At 71.3% G+C, this 18545-nt stretch carries 20 protein-coding genes; 13 read left to right on the forward strand and 7 right to left on the reverse strand.

Annotation, left to right across the window (positions count from 1 at the left end):
• Window positions 1-3: 3 nt before the first annotated feature.
• Both OG870_RS30255 and OG870_RS30260 read left to right on the forward strand, forming a co-directional pair.
• A complete protein-coding gene (locus tag OG870_RS30255) occupies window positions 4-1194 on the forward strand; it encodes a sensor histidine kinase (protein ID WP_266844854.1) in 1191 nt (396 codons plus the stop codon).
• Complete coding sequence (locus OG870_RS30260) at window positions 1191-1805, forward strand: response regulator transcription factor (RefSeq protein ID WP_266521082.1); 615 nt, start codon at window positions 1191-1193, stop codon at window positions 1803-1805. The genes OG870_RS30255 and OG870_RS30260 overlap by 4 nt, the downstream gene beginning before the upstream one ends.
• 13 nt (window positions 1806-1818) lie before the next feature.
• On the opposite strand, the gene OG870_RS30265 is transcribed toward OG870_RS30260, so the two are convergent.
• Together OG870_RS30265 and OG870_RS30270 are read right to left on the reverse strand one after the other, a co-directional pair.
• Window positions 1819-2670, reverse strand: a complete 852-nt coding sequence (locus OG870_RS30265; RefSeq protein ID WP_266844062.1) for a transglutaminase-like domain-containing protein — start codon at window positions 2668-2670, stop codon at window positions 1819-1821.
• Window positions 2671-2702: 32 nt separating this feature from the next.
• On the reverse strand, window positions 2703-3710 hold the full coding sequence (locus OG870_RS30270; RefSeq protein WP_266589752.1) for a GNAT family N-acetyltransferase: 1008 nt from the start codon (window positions 3708-3710) through the stop codon (window positions 2703-2705).
• A 140-nt stretch (window positions 3711-3850) separates the two neighbouring features.
• On the opposite strand from OG870_RS30270, the gene fdxA reads away from it, so the two are divergent.
• On the forward strand, window positions 3851-4171 hold the full coding sequence (fdxA, locus tag OG870_RS30275; RefSeq protein WP_030929316.1) for a ferredoxin: 321 nt from the start codon (window positions 3851-3853) through the stop codon (window positions 4169-4171).
• 119 nt (window positions 4172-4290) lie between these two features.
• Window positions 4291-5406, forward strand: a complete 1116-nt coding sequence (locus OG870_RS30280) for a bifunctional succinyldiaminopimelate transaminase/glutamate-prephenate aminotransferase (protein ID WP_266589754.1) — start codon at window positions 4291-4293, stop codon at window positions 5404-5406.
• An 83-nt stretch (window positions 5407-5489) separates the two neighbouring features.
• Here OG870_RS30280 and OG870_RS30285 read toward each other — a convergent pair whose 3' ends face one another.
• Both OG870_RS30285 and OG870_RS30290 read right to left on the reverse strand, forming a co-directional pair.
• Window positions 5490-5948, reverse strand: coding sequence for an ATP-binding protein (locus OG870_RS30285; RefSeq protein ID WP_266521092.1), 459 nt, complete (start codon window positions 5946-5948; stop codon window positions 5490-5492).
• Window positions 5949-6225: 277 nt separating this feature from the next.
• Window positions 6226-7203: a heavy metal transporter gene (locus OG870_RS30290; RefSeq protein ID WP_266589756.1), complete on the reverse strand. Its 978-nt coding sequence runs from the start codon at window positions 7201-7203 to the stop codon at window positions 6226-6228.
• Window positions 7204-7288: 85 nt separating this feature from the next.
• Between OG870_RS30290 and dapE the strand changes: the two genes are divergently transcribed.
• The gene (dapE, locus tag OG870_RS30295; protein WP_266521097.1) at window positions 7289-8368 is read left to right on the forward strand and encodes a succinyl-diaminopimelate desuccinylase; all 1080 of its coding nucleotides are present in this window, start codon (window positions 7289-7291) and stop codon (window positions 8366-8368) included.
• A gap of 122 nt (window positions 8369-8490) precedes the next feature.
• Window positions 8491-9249: a TIGR00730 family Rossman fold protein gene (locus tag OG870_RS30300; RefSeq protein WP_266521100.1), complete on the forward strand. Its 759-nt coding sequence runs from the start codon at window positions 8491-8493 to the stop codon at window positions 9247-9249.
• Window positions 9250-9256: 7 nt separating this feature from the next.
• Here OG870_RS30300 and folP read toward each other — a convergent pair whose 3' ends face one another.
• Window positions 9257-10117, reverse strand: a complete 861-nt coding sequence (folP, locus tag OG870_RS30305; RefSeq protein WP_266844058.1) for a dihydropteroate synthase — start codon at window positions 10115-10117, stop codon at window positions 9257-9259.
• Between the two features lie 141 nt (window positions 10118-10258).
• Here folP and OG870_RS30310 point away from each other — a divergent pair, with 141 nt between their 5' ends.
• Entirely contained in the window at window positions 10259-10615 is a 357-nt protein-coding gene (locus OG870_RS30310) for a DivIVA domain-containing protein (RefSeq protein WP_266523683.1), read from the forward strand.
• Window positions 10612-11193, forward strand: a complete 582-nt coding sequence (locus OG870_RS30315; RefSeq protein ID WP_323178452.1) for a DNA-3-methyladenine glycosylase I — start codon at window positions 10612-10614, stop codon at window positions 11191-11193. Before OG870_RS30310 ends, OG870_RS30315 begins: the two co-directional genes overlap by 4 nt.
• Window positions 11194-11264: 71 nt before the next feature.
• Here OG870_RS30315 and OG870_RS30320 read toward each other — a convergent pair whose 3' ends face one another.
• On the reverse strand, window positions 11265-12068 hold the full coding sequence (locus tag OG870_RS30320; protein WP_266521105.1) for an enoyl-CoA hydratase/isomerase family protein: 804 nt from the start codon (window positions 12066-12068) through the stop codon (window positions 11265-11267).
• A gap of 375 nt (window positions 12069-12443) precedes the next feature.
• Here OG870_RS30320 and OG870_RS30325 point away from each other — a divergent pair, with 375 nt between their 5' ends.
• Entirely contained in the window at window positions 12444-12611 is a 168-nt protein-coding gene (locus tag OG870_RS30325; RefSeq protein WP_003966491.1) for a DUF3117 domain-containing protein, read from the forward strand.
• A gap of 104 nt (window positions 12612-12715) precedes the next feature.
• Here OG870_RS30325 and OG870_RS30330 read toward each other — a convergent pair whose 3' ends face one another.
• Window positions 12716-13414, reverse strand: a complete 699-nt coding sequence (locus OG870_RS30330) for an O-methyltransferase (protein ID WP_323178480.1) — start codon at window positions 13412-13414, stop codon at window positions 12716-12718.
• A gap of 235 nt (window positions 13415-13649) precedes the next feature.
• On the opposite strand from OG870_RS30330, the gene sigE reads away from it, so the two are divergent.
• The 4 genes from sigE (at window position 13650) to OG870_RS30350 (ending at window position 18371) form a co-directional block, all read left to right on the forward strand.
• On the forward strand, window positions 13650-14354 hold the full coding sequence (gene sigE, locus OG870_RS30335; protein WP_266521107.1) for an RNA polymerase sigma factor SigE: 705 nt from the start codon (window positions 13650-13652) through the stop codon (window positions 14352-14354).
• A complete protein-coding gene (locus OG870_RS30340) occupies window positions 14351-15361 on the forward strand; it encodes an anti-sigma factor family protein (RefSeq protein WP_266844055.1) in 1011 nt (336 codons plus the stop codon). The genes sigE and OG870_RS30340 overlap by 4 nt, the downstream gene beginning before the upstream one ends.
• Window positions 15362-15499: 138 nt before the next feature.
• Window positions 15500-17683: a trypsin-like peptidase domain-containing protein gene (locus tag OG870_RS30345; RefSeq protein WP_266844053.1), complete on the forward strand. Its 2184-nt coding sequence runs from the start codon at window positions 15500-15502 to the stop codon at window positions 17681-17683.
• Between the two features lie 241 nt (window positions 17684-17924).
• The gene (locus tag OG870_RS30350; RefSeq protein WP_266521114.1) at window positions 17925-18371 is read left to right on the forward strand and encodes a sec-independent translocase; all 447 of its coding nucleotides are present in this window, start codon (window positions 17925-17927) and stop codon (window positions 18369-18371) included.
• The last annotated feature ends 174 nt before the right edge of the window (window positions 18372-18545 follow it).

Below are 18545 nucleotides of genomic sequence, written 5' to 3' on the forward strand. Positions count from 1 at the left end.
GCGATGACGGACGACGGGCTGCCCGACGAACTGCGGGCCGAGAACACGATCAGGATCGGCCAGCAGCCCCGCAACGGTGGCGAGGCGCTGCGCAAGCTGGTCTGGATCCTGCCCTGGCTGATCTTCCTCGGGGCGCCCATGCAGGACCTGGCCTCCGGCCGGCACACCCCCGCCGCCACCGCGGCGGGCTGGGTGGCCCTGGCGACCTTCACCGGCGTCTATCTGACGCTGGTCTTCCGGAACATGGGCCGCCCGTTCTCGGGCCCGGCCGTCGGCGCCTTCGTCGTCCTGCTCGCCACGCTCGCCATTGTCCTGGGCCTCACCCTCGGCTACCCGTGGATCGGTCTCTTCGTCTACGTCTCCGTCACCTGCGGCGCCGCTCTCCCGATGCCGGTGACGTACTGGGCGATCGGGCTGAACGCCCTGGCGATGCTCCTGGTGGGCCTGTACAACAGCAAGTTCGACTGGAGCCTGCTGCTGGTGGTGGTGCTCCTCGGCTTCGCGATGACGGGCGTGAAGCAACTGGTGCGCACCACCATAGAGTTGCGCAAGGCCCGCGCCACGGTCGCCCAACTGGCCGCCAACGAGGAGCGGTTGCGCCTGGCCCGCGACCTCCATGACCTGCTCGGCCACTCCCTGTCGCTGATCACGTTGAAGAGCGAGCTGGCGGGCCGCATGCTCCCCGGCGACCCCGACAAGGCGGCCCAGCAGGTCGCCGACATCGAACAGGTCAGCCGTCAGGCCCTGGTGGACGTCCGCGAGGCGGTCACCGGCTACCGCCGCCCCCGGCTGTCCGCGGAGCTCGCGGGCACGCAGGTCGCCCTGACGGCCGCCGACATCACCGCCGACGTGCCCGCCGAACCCGACCTCGCCGGCGTCTCCGAGGAGAGCGAGTCGGCCCTGGCCTGGGCGCTGCGCGAGGCGATCACCAACGTCGTGCGCCACAGCGGTGCCGGACGGTGCACGGTGGAGGTGCTCAGGCGGCAGACCCTGGACGGGCAGATGCTCGAACTCTCCGTCGAGGACAACGGATCCGGCGGCTCGGGCAAGGGGCCGGGCAACGGCCTGACAGGCCTGACCGAGCGTCTGGAGAAGGCGGGCGGAAGCCTGGAGGCGGGGCGCACGAAGCAAGGGTTCCGGCTGGTCGCCCGCGTCCCCGCGGGCTCGCCGCCGGCCGTAGGATCCGGTGCATGAGCCCTACGATCAAGGTTCTGCTCGCCGAGGACCAGTCGATGGTCCGCGAGGCGCTGGCCGCCCTCCTCGGTCTTGAGGACGACATCGAGGTCGTCGCCCAAGTGGCGCGCGGCGACGAGGTGGTGGCGGCCGCCCGCGAGTACGACGTGGATGTGGCCCTCCTCGACATCGAGATGCCGGGCTGCACCGGTATCGAGGCGGCGGCCCTGGTCCACAAGGAACTCCCGGCGGTGAAGGTGGTCGTCCTCACCACCTTCGGCCGTCCCGGCTACCTCCGCAGCGCCATGGAAGCGGGCGCCGACGCCTTCCTGGTCAAGGACGCCCCGGCCGCCCAACTGGCAGAGGCGGTACGCAAGGTGCTGGCGGGAGAACGGGTCATCGACCCCACCCTCGCCGCCGCGGCCCTGGCAGGGGGCGCGAACCCGCTGACCGACCGCGAACGGGAGATCCTGCGCGCGGCGGCCGACGGTTCCACCAACGCGGAACTGGCAGCGGCGCTGCATCTGTCGCAGGGCACGGTCCGCAACTACCTCTCGACGGCGATCCAGAAACTGGCGGTACGCAACAGGGCCGAGGCGGTACGCATCGCGAGGGAAAAGGGCTGGCTCTGAAACGCCGACGCACTCAGTTGAGCAGTGCCCGAGCGGCTCGGGCCTGCCCCAGCACCTGCTCCGCAGCCCCTTCGTCCACCACCCTGATCAACTCCGCGTACTCCTCCAGCTCCACCGCACCCTCGACGAAGTCCCCCCGCTGCACGAGCAACTGAGCCCGCTCGTACCGCAACCGCGCCGGATGCGAAGGCACCAGCAGCGCCAGCTCCACCGCCCACAACGCCACGTCCGACCGCTCGGGCCGCGCGGCGGCCCACGCACGGATGTTGTTCAGGATGCGCGACACCACCTCCAGGGGCGCCGCGGGCACCAGCATCGACGGATCCAACGGCGCCCCCGTGGCCCCGGCCACCAGCAACTCCACGTCGCCCCCGCCGAGCACCCGCCCCCCGTCGAACGGATCGACGAGCGCCTGTTCCTCCGGAGGCCCGAACCCGACGACGAAATGCCCGGGCAGGGCGACCCCGTACACCGCCGCCCCCGCCCGCCGCGCGACCTCCATCCACACCACCGACAGCAGGATCGGCAGCCCGCGCCGTCGCCGCAGCACCTCGTGCAGCAGGGACGACTCCAGGCGCTGGTAGTCGGCGGGAGAGCCGCGGAAGGCGTTCTGCACGCCCAGCAGGTGGTGCAGCGCCATCGCCCAGGACAGCGACCCGCCCGGCCGGAACGGCAGCTGCCCGGCCAGCCGGTCCAGCTCCACCTGGGCGGCGTCCAGGCCCGTCTCGTCCAGCGCCCCGTCCGCCGCGGCCCCCACCAGCAGGCACAGCGTGGACAGATCGGGCCGCTCGGACCGCGCCTCCTCGGCGAACCGCCGCCGCAGTTCGGCGGACCGCTCGGGCGGTGGTGGGTATGGGGGACGCATAGCAGGCTCGTGCCCTCTCACGGCGATCGGTACTACTGGCCGCTGCCGGGAGCCGCCGGCTCCCGGTAGTGGTGGTACGCGTGATGCGCGGCGAATCCCATTCCGGCGTACAGCGCCCGCGCGCCCGCGTTGTCCTCCTCGACCTGCAGCCAGGCGGCCGAGGCGCCCTCGTCCAGGGCGCGTCGGGCCAGCGCGGCCATGACGGTGCTCGCCAGCCCGCGCCGCCGCATCGCCGGGTCCACCTCGACGGCCGCGAAGGACGCCCACCGCCCGTCCACGACACACCGCCCGATCGCCGCGGGCGCCTGCTCCCCGGGGACCGTCGCGAACCACACCGACGGCCCGCTCCCCAGCACCTTCAGCGCCACCTCGCTCACGCCCTTGCGCTGGTAGCGCGCGAGCCACGCCTCGTCGGCCTCCCGGGTCAGCACGACGCCCGCGCCCTCCGCCCGGTCGGCGACCGGCGCGAGCGCCCCGGTCCACAGCTCGGCGGTCACCTCGCGCACCCACCCGCGCCGCTCCAGCTCCGCGCACAGCAGCTCCTGCGTACCCTCGGCGCCGGTCGCGGTCTGGACGTAGGCGGGCAGCCCACGGTCGCCGTACCACCGCCGTACGGCGGTCAGCGCCTCGTCGAGCGGCATACCGGGCTCGCCCAGTGGCAGCACGGAATTGGCCCGCCGGGTGAATCCGCCCGCGGCCCGCAGCTCCCACCCGCCGAGCCGCTCGCTCTCGACCGGCCGCCACGCGCGCGAGGCGACGTGGGCGAGTTCCTCGTACGAGGCGGCGGGGCCCCTGCGCCGGGCGGGCGCCGCGGGCACGGTCTTCCCCGCGACCAGCGAGGACTCCGGAATCCGGACGCTCTCGCCGCCCTTGCGTGTGATCAGCAGCACACCGTCGTCCCATGATGTGAGAACACCCACCGTGTCGGTGAACTTCTCTTCCAGGACTCCGGCTTCGATCAAGCGTCGCACGGAGACTCGTTTTCCCACGTCAGCAGCGGTGATACGAACCTCAAGACGTCCGCCGGCCGAGATTTCCACAGGTCAGTTCACCCCTCCTGTTCGGATCGTGCCCAGGAACGGAGATACTAGGGGCGGGCATCGACGACGCCGCGCTCCCGCGCGCCAGGCGGCGGAGCCTGTGGAGGCCCGCCGGCGCCCTATCGAGGAGGAACGACAGCGTGACCTACGTCATCGCGCAGCCTTGTGTCGACGTCAAGGACAAGGCGTGCATCGAGGAGTGCCCGGTCGACTGCATCTACGAGGGCCAGCGGTCCTTGTACATCCACCCGGACGAATGCGTCGACTGTGGGGCCTGTGAGCCGGTCTGCCCGGTAGAGGCCATCTTCTACGAGGACGACACTCCGGAGGAGTGGAAGGACTACTACAAGGCGAACGTCGAGTTCTTCGACGAGCTCGGCTCCCCCGGCGGCGCCAGCAAGCTGGGCCTGATCGAGCGGGACCACCCCTTCATCGCCGCACTGCCGCCGCAGGCCGAGTAATCACGCAAGCGGCCCGCATACACGTGCCGCCTCGGTCCCGTACGGCCTGATCGCCGTACGGGGCCGGGGCGTTTGCCGTTCCCGGGCCTCACGCCGTACCAGAAAGTGAGCCAGATCCCGTGTCCGCAGTCTCCGACCGCCTGCCCACCTTCCCCTGGGACAAGCTGGAGCCGTACAAGAAAGCGGCCGCCGCGCACCCGGACGGCATCGTCGACCTCTCCGTCGGCACCCCGGTCGACCCGGTCCCGGAGCTGGTCCAGAAGGCCCTCATCGACGCGGCGGACTCCCCGGGCTACCCGACCGTCTGGGGCACCCCGGCGCTGCGCGACGCGATCACCGGCTGGCTGGAGCGCCGCCTGGGCGCCCGCGGAGTCACCCACAGGCACGTCCTGCCGATCGTCGGCTCCAAGGAGCTGGTCGCCTGGCTGCCGACCCAGCTGGGTCTCGGTCCCGGCGACACGGTCGCCTTTCCGCGGCTCGCGTACCCGACGTACGAGGTCGGCGCCCGCCTGGCCCGCGCACACCACGTGGCCTACGACACGGAGACCTTCGCGGCTTCCCCCGCGGGGGCCGGCCTCGACCCGACGAACCTGAAGCTCCTCTGGCTCAACTCGCCGTCGAACCCGACCGGCAAGGTGCTGAGCAAGGAGGAGCTGACCCGCATCGTCGCCTGGGCCCGCGAGCACGGCGTCCTGGTCTTCTCCGACGAGTGCTACCTGGAGCTGGGCTGGGAGGCCGACCCCGTCTCGGTCCTGCACCCGGACGTGAACGGCGGCTCGTACGAGGGCATCGTCTCCGTCCATTCGCTGTCGAAGCGCTCGAACCTGGCGGGCTACCGCGCGGCCTTCCTGGCCGGTGACCCGGCCGTCCTCGGCCCGCTGCTGGAGATCCGCAAGCACGGCGGCATGATGACGTCGGCGCCCACGCAGGCGGCCGTGGTGGCGGCCCTGGGCGACGACCAGCACGTCCGCGAGCAGCGGGAGCGGTACGCCGCCCGCCGTACGGTCCTGCGCGAGGCGCTCCTCGGCCACGGCTTCCGCATCGAGCACAGCGAGGCCAGCCTCTACCTGTGGGCGACGCGGGACGAGTCCTGCTGGGACACGGTGGCCCACCTCGCCGAGCTCGGCATCCTGGTCGCGCCGGGCGACTTCTACGGCTCGGCCGGCGAGAGGTTCGTACGGGTGGCGCTGACGGCGACGGACGAGCGGGTGCGGGCGGCCGTGGCGCGTCTGTAGGCGCGGCGCGGGCGGCAGAGTCGCCTCACGCACGATCAGGGGGCCCGGGAATCTGTCCCGGGCCCCCTCGTCGTACAGGTTGCTCAGCCGCCGATCGGCAGGCCCTTCACGGGCAGGCTGCCGGTCGCCGGCAGGCCGCCCTTGGTCAGCGAGTCCGTCGGCAGGCTGGCGCCGCCCTTGCTCGCCGTCTGCGTGGTGGCGCCGACGATCTCCCCGACGGAGCCCGCCGCGACCCCCGCGGCCTTCTGCGCCGCCGGAGCCGCCTTCTTCGCGACACCGCCGCCGGTCTTGCCCGCGTTCGGCACGGCCTTCTTGACCGCGTTGGCACCGGTGGCGCCCGCGAGCCCGGTGACGTTCTGCGCAGCACCGTCCACGGTGTTGCCGACGCTCGCCCCGTCCAGCGCGGTCAGGCCGCCCACGTTCGGGGTGGCGGGCAGTTCGGGGGCCGCGCTCGCGGAGCCGGCCGCACCGACCCCGGCAGCCGCTCCCGCTGCGACGAGCAGCGCGGCACGGGCGATCCGACGGGTCAGGGGGAGGGACATGATGCTCCTTCGATGGATGTGATCGTCCGGGTCGGACGCTGTAACTACCGCTCGAAGGCCTCGAAGGTTGCGGCGGCCAAAAGTAAAGAGTTGGCAATGCGTCGCATAATCGGCTGCGGATAAAAACGGGCAAAAAGTGCACGGTCGGAAAGTGTGCGGAATCCTTACAGCCCTTTGTTTCCAAGGGCTTTTACGGATCCAGGGGTGAGGGCGCGAAAACCTGCCCGCTCCACGCCCCGCGCATGCCTGAGGTAACCCGTGCGAGTGAAGGCCCGTACTACTGGCCGGTGACGATCCGTACCGCGCCCGCGGTCGTGCGCGTCTCCTCGGCGCCCGCCGCGGTGGCAGTGCGCCACTTGCTGTCGGTGTTCCCGGCGATCCACTCCCGCCCGCCGTAGGAGACGCGTTCGATGTGCAGCGCCGAGGAGTTGGCCACCGCCCAGTGGGCGAGCTGCCAGCCGCGCTGCCCCGCGCTGCGGCCCTTGGCGCGGCTCGGGTCCTCGTCGACGGGGAGCGTGACGGTCCGCGAGGGGGCCCGTGAGCTCGGGGTCGCCGGGGGCGTCGGCGTCGTCGCGGCGCCCACTTCCGCGGCGGCGGGCTGCAGCGCGTCGCGCCCGAAGTCCCGTACCAGCGCGGCCCGTACCGCGTCCGGGCCCGCCGCCCGGGTTCCGGCCGGGCGGCCGTCGCAGGTCAGCGTGGCGGCCGAGTTCCCGGTGAGGGCGGCGGACAGGAGGGTGGCGTCCATCTCGTGCTTGGCGTACGCCTCCGGAAAGCCGCTGCGCTGCACACGCTGCGCGGCCACCGTGAGGGGAAGCTTCGGATAGTCGCGCACCTTGGCCAGGTGCTTGTAGAAGACGCCCGCCGCGTACGTCGGGTCCAGGATCTGCTTCTTCGTGCCCCAGCCCTGCGAGGGCCGCTGCTGGAACAGGCCGAGCGAGTCCCGGTCGCCGTGCTCGATGTTGCGCAGCCCCGACTCCTGCAGCGAGGTCGCCAGCGCGATGGTCACCGCCCGCTCGGGCATGCCGCGTCCGGTGCCCACGGCGGCGATCGTCGCCGCGTTCACCGCCTGCTCGGGCGTGAACTCGTACGTCGCCCCTCCGGCCTCGTCCGAGACCACCTTGCAGCCCGGCCCGCCGCTGCCCCCGGTGACGTACTGCACCGCGAGATAGCCCGCGACGGCGAGGAGGACCACGAAGGCCGCCCCGATGCGGAAGAGGCGGCCGCGGCGTTTGAGGGTGGGTGACGGCTCTGGCACGCCGTCCAAGGTAGCGGAGGCCACTGTGTCCCACGTGCCGGGTGTGGACAGTGGGCCGAAGTGCGGGCGGGTTAGGGTCGACGGCATGGCCGACACCCCGCTTGACCTCACTCTGGACGCTGCCGAGCTCACTGCCCAGCTCGTCGACTTCGCGTCCGAGAGCGGTACCGAGAAGCCGCTCGCCGACGCGATCGAGACAGCCCTGAGCGCCCTGCCGCACCTGACCGTCGAGCGGTACGGCAACAACGTCGTCGCGCGGACGAACCTGGGACGGTCGCAGCGGGTGATCCTGGCAGGCCACATCGACACGGTGCCCATCGCGGACAACGTCCCCTCCCGGCTGGACGAGGACGGCGTCCTGTGGGGCTGCGGGACCTGCGACATGAAGTCGGGTGTGGCGGTGCAGCTGCGCATCGCGGCGACGGTGCCGGCCCCCAACCGCGACCTGACCTTCGTCTTCTACGACAACGAAGAGGTCGCGGCCGAGCTGAACGGCCTCAAGCACGTGGCCGAGGCGCACCCCGACTGGCTGGAGGGAGACTTCGCGGTGCTCCTGGAGCCCTCGGACGGCGAGGTCGAGGGCGGCTGCCAGGGCACCCTGCGGGTCCTGCTGAAGACCACGGGCGAGCGGGCCCACTCGGCGCGCAGCTGGATGGGCTCCAACGCGATCCACGCGGCCGCGCCGATCCTGGCCCGCCTGTCCTCGTACGAACCCCGTTACCCCGTGATCGACGGCCTGGAGTACCGGGAGGGCCTGAACGCGGTGGGCATCTCGGGCGGTGTGGCGGGCAATGTCATCCCCGACGAGTGCGTCGTGACCGTCAACTTCCGCTATGCGCCCGACCGCACGGAGGAAGAGGCGATCGCCCACGTCAGGGAGGTCTTCGCGGACTGCGGAGTGGACGAGATCGTGGTGGACGACCACAGCGGCGCCGCACTGCCGGGCCTGAGCCGTCCGGCCGCGGCGGCCTTCATCGAGGCGGTGGGCGGCACCCCGCAGCCCAAGTACGGCTGGACGGACGTGTCCCGCTTCTCCTCCCTCGGCATCCCCGCCGTCAACTACGGCCCCGGGAACCCGCACTTGGCCCACAAGCGGGACGAACGGGTCGAAACGGCGAAGATCCTGGCGGGCGAGGAGCGCCTGCGGGCCTGGCTGACGGCCTGACAGCGGGCCGGTACGACTGTCGTGCCGGTGCCTCTTCACGGCGGACATGCCCACGTCCCCCCTCCGTAACCCGCGTGGATCTACGCTGAGGTGGAAACACCCCGCAAGCGGAGGGAGCGCACATGGCTACCGGGAACCCCGAGGGCAAGAAGCAGCCACCGGAGGAACAGCGCCTTGGACCGGTCCTCCGGCGGCGGAACCAGGTCACGGCGAGCACGACGGACCAGCGGCTGCTGGACGCGGGCGGTCCGTCGGACTGGGTCCACACGGACCCCTGGCGCGTACTGCGCATCCAGTCGGAGTTCATCGAGGGCTTCGGCACGCTCGCCGAACTGCCGCCCGCGATCAGCGTGTTCGGCTCGGCGCGCACCAAGACGGACTCACCGGAGTACGAGGCGGGAGTACGGCTCGGGCGGGGCCTGGTGGAGGCCGGCTGGGCGGTCATCACGGGCGGCGGCCCCGGCGCCATGGAGGCGGCCAACAAGGGCGCCGTGGAGGCGAAGGGCGTCTCGGTCGGACTGGGCATCGAGCTGCCCTTCGAACAGGGGCTGAACGCCTACGTCGACATCGGCCTGAACTTCCGCTACTTCTTCGTCCGCAAGATGATGTTCGTGAAGTACGCGCAGGGCTTTGTGGTCCTGCCCGGCGGCCTGGGCACCCTCGACGAACTCTTCGAGGCCCTCACCCTGGTCCAGACCCAGAAGGTCACCCGCTTCCCTATCGTGCTGTTCGGGAGCGAGTACTGGGGCGGCCTGGTGGACTGGCTGAGGAACACGCTGATCGCCCAGGGCAAGGCCTCGGAGAAGGACCTGCTCCTGTTCCACGTCACGGACGACGTGGACGAGGCGGTCGCCCTGGTCTCGAAGGAGGCCGCCCGGTAACACGGGCCTACGCGAGCCCCCGGCGGCCGACCGCCGGGGGTCGGTGACCTGCGATCGACGCCACCATGTCGAGCACCTGGCGGGTCTCGGCGACCTCGTGCACGCGGTAGACCTGCGCGCCGAGCCAGGCCGAGACCGCCGTGGTGGCTAGCGTCCCGACCACCCGCTCCTTCACCGGCATGTCCAGGGTCTCGCCCACGAAGTCCTTGTTGGACAGGGACACGAGCACGGGCCAGCCCGTCTCGACCATCTCCCCGAGCCGCCGCGTCGCCTCCAGGCTGTGCCGTGTGTTCTTCCCGAAGTCGTGCCCGGGATCGATCAGCACGGACTCCCGGGGCACCCCCAGCGCCACCGCCCGCTCGGCCAGCCCGAGCGTCACCCGCAGGATGTCGGCCACGACGTCGTCGTACGTCACCCGGTGCGGACGGGTCCGCGGCTGCGCCCCACCCGCGTGCGTGCACACCAGCCCGACGCCGTACCGCGCCGCGACCTCCGCAAGGCCGGGATCGACACCGCCCCACGCGTCGTTCAGCAGATCCGCCCCCACCTCGCACACGGCCTCGCCGACCTCGGCCCGCCAGGTGTCCACACTGATGACGACATCCGGGAAGCGCCGCCGCACGTCGGCCACGAAGCCGACCGTCCGCCGCGCCTCCTCCTCGGCCGACACCTCGTCCCCGGGACCGGCCTTGACCCCGCCGATGTCGATGATGGCGGCGCCCTCCGAGACGGCCTGCTCCACGCGCGCGAGGGCGGGTTCGTCGCGGAAGGTCGCTCCTTGGTCGTAGAAGGAGTCCGGGGTCCGGTTCACGATCGCCATGATCACCGGCTCGTGCGCCTCGAATTCGCGCCTGCCCAGCCTGAGCATCCCCTGTGACCTCTCCTAGTACGTCCTGGGTGTACCGGCCTTTCGGCCGCCTGCGACCCTAACTGTCAGAGTCGCATGGCACGATCGGACCCTGACAGATTCAGCTTCCGGACATCGAGCGTGGGGACCACAGCGATGGTTATGTTCTTGTTCCTGGTCATCGCTCTCGCCGTCGTGGTCGCCGCGGTGACACTCGCCGTGGTCGGCGGCGGAGAGGGCGAGGGCCCGCTGCCCGAGGTGGCCCCCGAGCGACTGCGGGACCCGCTGCCGCCCGACCGCCCGGTGGGCCGCGCCGACGTCGACACCCTGCGCTTCCCGCTCGCCGCCCGCGGCTACCGCATGTCGGACGTCGACGACGCCCTGAACCGGCTCGGCGCCGAACTCGCCGAGCGCGACGCCCGCATCGCCGACCTGGAGTCCGCGCTCGCGGGCGCCCAGGCCGCCGCCCACCACGTCTCCATGGACAAGCCGACGCATGGCCGGGAGGACCAGCAGTGAGTGACGGCACCGCCCTGGCCGGCCCCGACGGGGGGCTGCGCTGCCCATGGGCCCTGTCCACCGAGGACTACGTGGCGTACCACGACGAGGAGTGGGGCCGCCCGGTCCACGGCGACGACGCCCTCTACGAGCGCCTCAGCCTGGAGGCCTTCCAGTCCGGTCTGTCCTGGATCACGATCCTGCGCCGCCGCCCGGGCTTCCGCGCCGCCTTCGCCGACTTCCGGATCGAGAAGGTCGCCGCCTTCACGGACGGGGACCGCGACCGGCTCCTCGCCGACGCGGGCATCATCCGAAACCGCGCCAAGATCGACGCGACACTGGCCAACGCACGCGTGCTGGCGGACTGGGGCCCGGGGGAACTGGACTCCTTCATCTGGTCCTACGCACCGGCCGCGGGCCCGGCCCCGAAGACGTTGTCCGACGTCCCAGCGGTCACCCCGGAGTCGACGGCCCTGTCGAAGGCCCTGAAGAAGCGGGGCCTGCGCTTCGTGGGGCCCACGACGGCGTACGCGTTGATGCAGGCATGCGGCCTGGTGGACGACCACTTGGAAGCCTGCGTTGCGAGACGCGCCCTTTGAGGGGCGCGGGGAACCGCGCGAACAACCACAACGAACCCGCAGTCCCCGATGGCGCTCAAGTTCCCGAGCGCTCATCGGCCCAAGTACTTCGGCTTCTCCTTGTTGACGAAGGCCTGCACCGCGATCACGTGGTCCTCCGAGGACCCGGCACGGGTCTGCAGCTCATCCTCCTTGTCCAACGTCTCGGACAAGGTGTGCGAGAACCCGAAGGCCACCGCCTCCTTGATCGCCGCATACGCCACCGTAGGCCCCTCGGCCAACGCACGGGCAACCTTCTCCGCCTCGGCATGCAGCTCGCCGACCGGCACCAGACGGTTGGCGATACCCAGCTCGTACGCGTCCTGCGCCTTGATGCTCCGCGGGAAGAGCAGCAGGTCGGCGGCCCGTCCCGGCCCGATGACCCGCGGCAGGGTCCAGGAGATGCCGGAGTCGGCGGTCAGCGCGACACCCGCGAACGACGTGTTGAAGGCGGCCGTGTCCGCCACGATCCGGTAGTCCGCGGCGAGAGCGAGCCCGAAGCCGGCCCCGGCGGCAACCCCGTTCACACCGGCCACCACGGGCTTCGGCATCCCGGCCAGCGCCCGCACGATCGGGTTGTAGTGCTCCTTCACCGTGCTCATCGTCTGCCCGGACCCCGTCTCCCGGTCCTGTACGAGCAGCCCGATGTGCTCCTTGAGGTCCTGCCCCACGCAGAACGCCCGCTCCCCGGCGGCGGTCAGCAGCACCGCCCGTACCGCGTCGTCCTCGGCCGCGGAGCCAACCGCCTCCCGCAGGGCGACCTTCGTCGCGATGTTCAGCGCGTTCATCGCCTCGGGGCGGTTGAGGGTGATCGTCGCGAGTCCGTCGCTCACCTCGTAGAGCACGGTGTCCGCCATGGTGTGTCCCCTCCGCTGTCGCGGCTCGGGCGTACCGGTCGGTACGCCCCTGTCCGTAGGACAGCATGGCGGAGATCACCGCCGGGAGACCTGAGTGGACGTGTGACCTGCGTCAAAGAATTCTGGACGGATTCCGGGCCGCGGACGTCCGTGCGGCGGCGCAGTATCGCAGTCACATCGCCGAATTGGGTGGTTTTGCTCGCGCGCGTTGCCCAAGCGATGCCGACTGATGTTGGTCATCGGGTCCTGAGATGCGGGATAATGGCTTGGAAGCAATGTGTTCGACGCCGGTGTCGCGTGTCCCACGCTAGACACGCGTGCCCTCCCAGGGCCGTCGGCTTTGACGATGAGCTGGTTTCAGGAAGGGGAACGAGCATGGCGGCCATGAAGCCGCGAACGGGCGATGGCCCGCTCGAGGTGACCAAGGAGGGGCGGGGCATCGTCATGCGCGTTCCGCTCGAAGGCGGCGGTCGGCTCGTCGTCGAGCTGACCCCTGACGAGGCCGACGCGCTCGGCGACGCCCTCAAGAAGGTCGTCGGCTGACGCGGAAGCGACCATACCCTTTCGACAACCCCGGCATCCCAAACGGTGCCGGGGTTGGTGTTTGTGCAGTTCACCGCCGTGCGGGGCTCAGCGTCGGGCGGGGCTCAGCGCTTGACGGCGCACAGCAGCCCGTCGCCGACCGGCAGCAGGGACGGCACCAGTTCCTGGGTCTCGCGCACCGCACGCAGCAGCTCCCGCAGCCGCAGGACCTCCGTCGGCTGCGGTCCCGAGTCGACCGTACGGCCGCTCGCGAAAACCCCCTCGAAGACCACCAGGCCACCCGTACGCAGCAGGCGCAACGATTCAGCGAGGTAGTCCATGACCTCCTGCCGGTCGCCGTCGCAGAAGACGAGGTCGTAGCCGGCGTCCGCGAGGCGCGGCAGGACGTCGAGGGCGCGGCCCGGGATGAAGCGGGCGCGATTGCTGGCGAAACCGGAGGCGCGGAAGGCCTGGCGGGCGAACTGCTGGTGCTCGGGCTCGGGGTCCACCGTGGTCAGCACCCCGTCCGGGCGCATGCCGTGCAACAGATGGATGCCGGAGACGCCGGTGCCGGTACCGATCTCCGCCACCGCCTTGGCGTCCACCGAGGCGGCCAGCAATCGCAGGGCGGAGCCCGTGCCGGGCGACACCGAGCGCAGCCCCGCATCACGGGCCCGGTCACGGGCCCAGTGCAGTACTTCGTCCTCGGCGACGTAGGCGTCGGCGAACGCCCAGCTCGTCTGCCGGTTGCCGGTAATGACCCTCTCCTGTCCCCGTGGTTGCCTCGGCGTGACTGTATCCGTTGGGCCCGGGAACCTGCTGATGGGACCGGGCGTTTAGAGGGGTGGGAACGACGGCGGGGGGACACAGTTGGATCACGATGAGGGGCGGGCGCCCGAGCAACTGCTGACGCAGCGGTCCGAGCGGTATCAGCCCAGATCAAATTCTCGTAAAACCGCTTATCCGGAGCTAACGGGCGAGGTGGCTATGGTAGGGGCTCCACTGGACACCACCAGAGCCGACAGGGGAGGTGCGGCTGCGCCTGCGGATCGGGGAGGAGTGCTGCGGCGCTTTCTCGGATCGGCGGGTAGGCCGAAATCCGTGAACGACACCGCTGCTGACCCCAGCCACGCCGCTGACCACGCCCAGACCGCGACATTCTCCACCGACGCGGACGGGCAGGCGTGGACTCCGCCCACCTGGGAGGAGATCGTCAGCACGCACAGCGGCCGTGTGTACCGCCTCGCGTACCGCCTGACCGGCAACCAGCACGACGCCGAGGACCTCACACAGGAGGTCTTCGTCCGCGTCTTCCGCTCGCTGTCGACGTACACGCCGGGCACCTTCGAGGGCTGGCTGCACCGCATCACCACCAACCTCTTCCTGGACATGGTCCGCCGCAAGCAGCGGATCCGCTTCGACGCGCTCGGCGAGGACGCGGCCGAGAGGCTGCCCAGCCGGGAGCCCTCGCCCCAGCAGGTCTTCAACGACGCGCACTTCGACGCCGACGTCCAGCAGGCCCTCGACACCCTCGCACCCGAGTTCCGTGCCGCGGTCGTCCTGTGCGACATCGAAGGACTGTCGTACGAGGAGATCGCCGCGACCCTGGGCGTCAAGCTCGGCACGGTCCGCTCCCGGATCCACCGCGGCCGTTCGCAGCTGCGCAAGGCCCTCGCGCACCGGTCGCCGGAGGCCCGGGCGGCCGAGCGGCGCCCCCTCGTGCCGCGTGTGGCCGCACTGGGGGGAGGGGGCGCGAGCGCGTGAGCGGAACACGACCCAGCCCCGCCGAAAGGCGTCTGGCCGAGCAGCACCTGGGAGACCGACTCTCCGCCCTGGTGGACGGAGAGCTCGGTCATGAGTCGCGCGACCGAGTCCTCGCGCACCTGGCCACCTGTGCCAGGTGCAAGGCGGAGGCGGATGCGCAGCGACGTTTGAAGAACGTGTTCGCGGAGGCCGCCCCGCCGCCGCCCTCCGAGAGTTTCCTGGCCCGCCTCCAGGGGCTTCCCGAGGGAGGTGACGATCCGGACGGTGGCTCGCCGTTCGGCGGGGGAGGACTCCCCGGCTCGGCCTCCGGGAAGTTCGGCACCACCGGCGTCTTCGGCATGAAGCGGGGCGACCGCTTCGAGTTCGGCTACGTCCCCTCCACCCCGCACGTCCCCTCCGTCCCGCATGCCCCCGCTTCCGTGCTCCCCGACTCCGGCCGCGGTTTCCGCATACACGACGTCAGCCGCCATGAGGCCGAGCGGTCGGCCTCGCGCGGGATGCGGTTCGCGTTCGTCGCCGCCGGTGCGGTGTCGCTCGCCGCTATCGCGCTGGGCGGTGTCACGACAGTGAGCCCGACCGACACCGCGGACGCGCGCGGTGGCACGGGCGCGGGCAGCAACGTGACTCCGATGCGTACGCAGGGGACGGGTGCTTCGACGGCTCCCGAGAACCAGCGACGCCGAGGCAGCGGCCCGCTGCTCGCGCAGGGCCGGCAGTCGCTCGGTGACGCCCCGGTGGCCCCGACCGAGGTGTCCGCGCCGCTGCTGCCGGGCGTGCCGAGCCCTGCGGGCGCGCTGCGGGTCGGGCAGCAGGCCATGCACACGCTGACGCCCCCCGTGATGGCGGGCGCCGCCGTGATGTCCCCCCTGATACGCCCGCTGTCCACCACCCCGCCGCTCACCCTGACCTCGTGGTCCACAGCCCCCGAGGCCGCGTCCCCCGGCCTTCTCGCCGCTCCCCTCCCCGACTCGACCACCCCTCCCTCCTCACCTCACACCTCCCGCTGACCGGCCTCTGCGCGACGGCCTGCGAACCTGGTTGAATCCAGGGTGGGCCGCGCCCACGGCAGACAGCCGCGCGCGGAGTCGACAACTGAGGCCACGGCTGACGAGCCGTGCCGTGCTGTGGCCAGCTGTGGGGAGAGCATGAACGAGGGGAAGCCCACGAAGCCGAAGTGGTGGAACCGGCCACGCCTGCAGGATTCTGCGGGGCAGGCGGAGGGGGCCGCGACCGCACCGGGTCCTGGTGGTGGCGGGGCGGTGGGTCCGACGGACGCCGCATACATCTCCGACGGTGACTTCGAGCTGGCGCGCCCGGACGGTGTGGGCAGCGGGCGGGTCGCTGACTCCGGGGGCGACTACGAGTTGGGGCGCCCGGACACCGGCAAGGGCACGGCTGTCTCCAACGGCGGCCCTGCGGTGGACCAGCCGGACGGTGTCGTGAGCGAGGGCGCGGCTTCCGGGGAGGTCGCCGGGGCGAGGCGCTCCGCAGAGGCAGAGGCCGACCATGGGCAAGCACCCCTGCCCGAGGGCGACTTCGAGTTGCGGGCTCCACAGACTCCAAGGGCTCCGCGGGATGTGGTGCGTGGGGAAGCGGACAGTGGCACGGCTGTCGGTTCGGTCGGCGAGGCGGCGGCCGGCCTGGCTCCAGGTCCGGCGGGCGACTCCGAGGCCGCGGTGCCGGATGCGTCCTGCGCCGACGGTGACTTCGAGCTGGACCGGCCCGCAGCGACGGCGTCCGCCGCCCAGGCGGACCCGGCACAGGCTCCCACCCCCACCGCTCCCACCAGTGAGCGCCCCAAGCCCCTGCACGACCCCGACCCCTACAGCACCCCGCCCTACGGCGAGCCCGGCCCCTGGGCCCCCGCCCCGCCGGTGCAGCACCCTGCGGCGACACCCGCCCAGGGGACGACGGCGATACCGACACCGGCCTCCCACCACGGCGCAGCGACTCAGACGGCTCCTGCGACACACGGTGCGCTGCCCCAGGTACCGGCAACGGCTCACGGCGTAGCGCCGACGCCGGTCTCCGGCACCTCCGCCCCGGAGGCTGCTGCGCCGCACACTTCACCTGCTCCTGCTCCTGCTCCTGCTGCGGCTGCGGCTGCGGCTGGGGCTGGGGCTCCCGCCTCCACCCCTTGGCAGAACTACGACCCCTGGGCCCCCGCCCCCCTCCAGCAGAACGGGGCGGTCGTCGAAGGCAAGGACAAGCGGCGTAGGCGGGTGAGGAGGGCCCTTGTCGGGGGTGCCGCGGTGCTCGCGCTGGTGTCCGGGGGCGTCGGTGGTGTCATCGGTGCCTATCTGGAGCGCAACGGCGGTGTGGGGGCCGTAGAGCTGCCGCAGGCCGGGAAGGAGCCCGCGGGGCGGGCGCCGGACAGCGTGGCCGGGATCGCCGCACGGGCCCTGCCGAGCGTGGTGACCCTGCATGTGACCGGCGCCGAGGAGTCCGGCACCGGGACGGGCTTCGTGCTCGACGACCTGGGGCACATCCTCACCAACAACCACGTCGTCGAACCGGCCGCCGGCTCCTCCGGCCAGATATCCGTGACCTTCAACAGCGGGGACACGGCCAAGGCCACCGTCGTCGGACGGGACAGCGGTTACGACCTCGCCGTCGTGAAGGTCAGCAATGTGCGCGGGCTCAAGCCAATGCCGTTGGGCAATTCCGACAACGTCCGGGTCGGCGACCCCGTCGTCGCCATCGGCGCTCCCTTCGATCTGGAGGGAACCGTCACCTCGGGCATCATCAGCGCCAAGGAACGGCCCATCACAGCCGGCGGCGACAGCGCAGGCGGCAGCGATGTGTCGTACGTCGACGCACTGCAGACCGACGCGCCGATCAATCCCGGCAACTCCGGCGGGCCCCTCCTCGACTCCGAGGCCCGTGTCATCGGCATCAACTCCGCCATCCGTTCCGCCGACGACGGCGGGGACTCGGGCGGTGGCCAGGCGGGTTCGATCGGCCTCGGGTTCGCCATTCCCGTCAACCAGGCCAAGCGTGTGGCCGAGGAGCTCATCAACACCGGCAAGGCGACCCACCCGGTCATCGGCGTCACGCTCGACATGGACTACACGGGCGACGGCGCCCGCGTCGGCACCAAGGCACAGGGCGGCGGCCCCGCGGTGAACGCCGGCGGCCCGGGCGACAAGGCAGGAATCAAGGCGGGCGACGTCATCACCGCGGTGGACGGTCAGCGCGTGCACTCCGGCGAGGAACTGATCGTCAAGACGCGCGCCCACCGCCCCGGCGACCGCCTGGAGCTGACGGTGCTGCGCGACGGCAAGGAGAAGAGGATCCCGCTGGTGCTCGGCTCCTCGGACGGAGGCTGAGGAACGGTGGCGAGACTCAGGCAAAGTTCACAGAAAACGTCAGTGGGAGCCTCTGCCGCCGCTTCACCTGGGGCCGCACAAGGCAAACAACCCCCAAAACCACCCACGAAGACCCACTCGGAGCCCTCGGGACAGTACCGGTCGTACGGGATGGCCGGGTACCGTGGATCCGGCCCGGACCACGGACGACCCGCACAGACCACCGAGGGCCGAGGACCGAGGACATCGCAAGGAGCTTCAGGTGTTCAATGACATAGGACCGCTCGAGCTGGTCACGCTCGTTGTCCTTGCCGTACTCGTCTTCGGTCCGGACAAGCTCCCGAAGCTCATCCAGGACGTCACGCGGACCATCCGCAAGATCCGTGAGTTCTCCGAGAGCGCCAAGCAGGACATCCGGTCCGAACTCGGCCCGGAGTTCAAGGACTTCGACTTCGAGGACCTCAACCCCAAGACGTTCATCCGCAAGCAGCTGGACAACGACGACCTGGGGCTCAAGGAGATCCGCAACGGCTTCGACCTGAAGAAGGAGATGGCCGAAGTCACGGACGCGGTCCACAGCCGCGAAGCGGACTCGCCGTCGTCAGGCTCGTCGGCCTCGTCGTCCTCCGAATCCACCGGTGGCCGCGTCGACATGACGAAGAAGCCCGAGGAAGACGACCGTCCGCCCTTCGACGCGGACGCCACCTGAGCCGTACGCTCCGGCCGCTCACCCCCGTCGTACGTGACGCGTTTCATACTCGACGATGCCTTCGCGCGGCCTGAACCGGGCCTCCGCGCGACCCACGTGCCGGGCGGTTTCCCTGCTGTCCCGAGTGGGGTGGCTATGCTGCCGAGTTGTTGTGCGGACCGGACGAGTACGCCC

The sequence above is a fragment of the Streptomyces sp. NBC_00461 genome, assembly GCF_036013935.1.
Taxonomy (GTDB): domain Bacteria; phylum Actinomycetota; class Actinomycetes; order Streptomycetales; family Streptomycetaceae; genus Streptomyces.

Excerpts from the sequence above, each read along its gene's own strand:
- OG870_RS30255 (WP_266844854.1), top strand. The coding sequence starts at position 4 with ATGACGGACGACGGGCTGCCCGACGAACTGCGGGCCGAGAACACGATC.
- OG870_RS30260 (WP_266521082.1), top strand. The coding sequence starts at position 1,191 with ATGAGCCCTACGATCAAGGTTCTGCTCGCCGAGGACCAGTCGATGGTC.
- OG870_RS30265 (WP_266844062.1), bottom strand. The coding sequence starts at position 2,670 with ATGCGTCCCCCATACCCACCACCGCCCGAGCGGTCCGCCGAACTGCGG.
- OG870_RS30285 (WP_266521092.1), bottom strand. The coding sequence starts at position 5,948 with ATGTCCCTCCCCCTGACCCGTCGGATCGCCCGTGCCGCGCTGCTCGTC.
- dapE (WP_266521097.1), top strand. The coding sequence starts at position 7,289 with ATGGCCGACACCCCGCTTGACCTCACTCTGGACGCTGCCGAGCTCACT.
- OG870_RS30300 (WP_266521100.1), top strand. The coding sequence starts at position 8,491 with ATGGCTACCGGGAACCCCGAGGGCAAGAAGCAGCCACCGGAGGAACAG.
- folP (WP_266844058.1), bottom strand. The coding sequence starts at position 10,117 with ATGCTCAGGCTGGGCAGGCGCGAATTCGAGGCGCACGAGCCGGTGATC.
- OG870_RS30310 (WP_266523683.1), top strand. The coding sequence starts at position 10,259 with ATGTTCTTGTTCCTGGTCATCGCTCTCGCCGTCGTGGTCGCCGCGGTG.
- OG870_RS30320 (WP_266521105.1), bottom strand. The coding sequence starts at position 12,068 with ATGGCGGACACCGTGCTCTACGAGGTGAGCGACGGACTCGCGACGATC.
- OG870_RS30325 (WP_003966491.1), top strand. The coding sequence starts at position 12,444 with ATGGCGGCCATGAAGCCGCGAACGGGCGATGGCCCGCTCGAGGTGACC.
- OG870_RS30345 (WP_266844053.1), top strand. The coding sequence starts at position 15,500 with ATGAACGAGGGGAAGCCCACGAAGCCGAAGTGGTGGAACCGGCCACGC.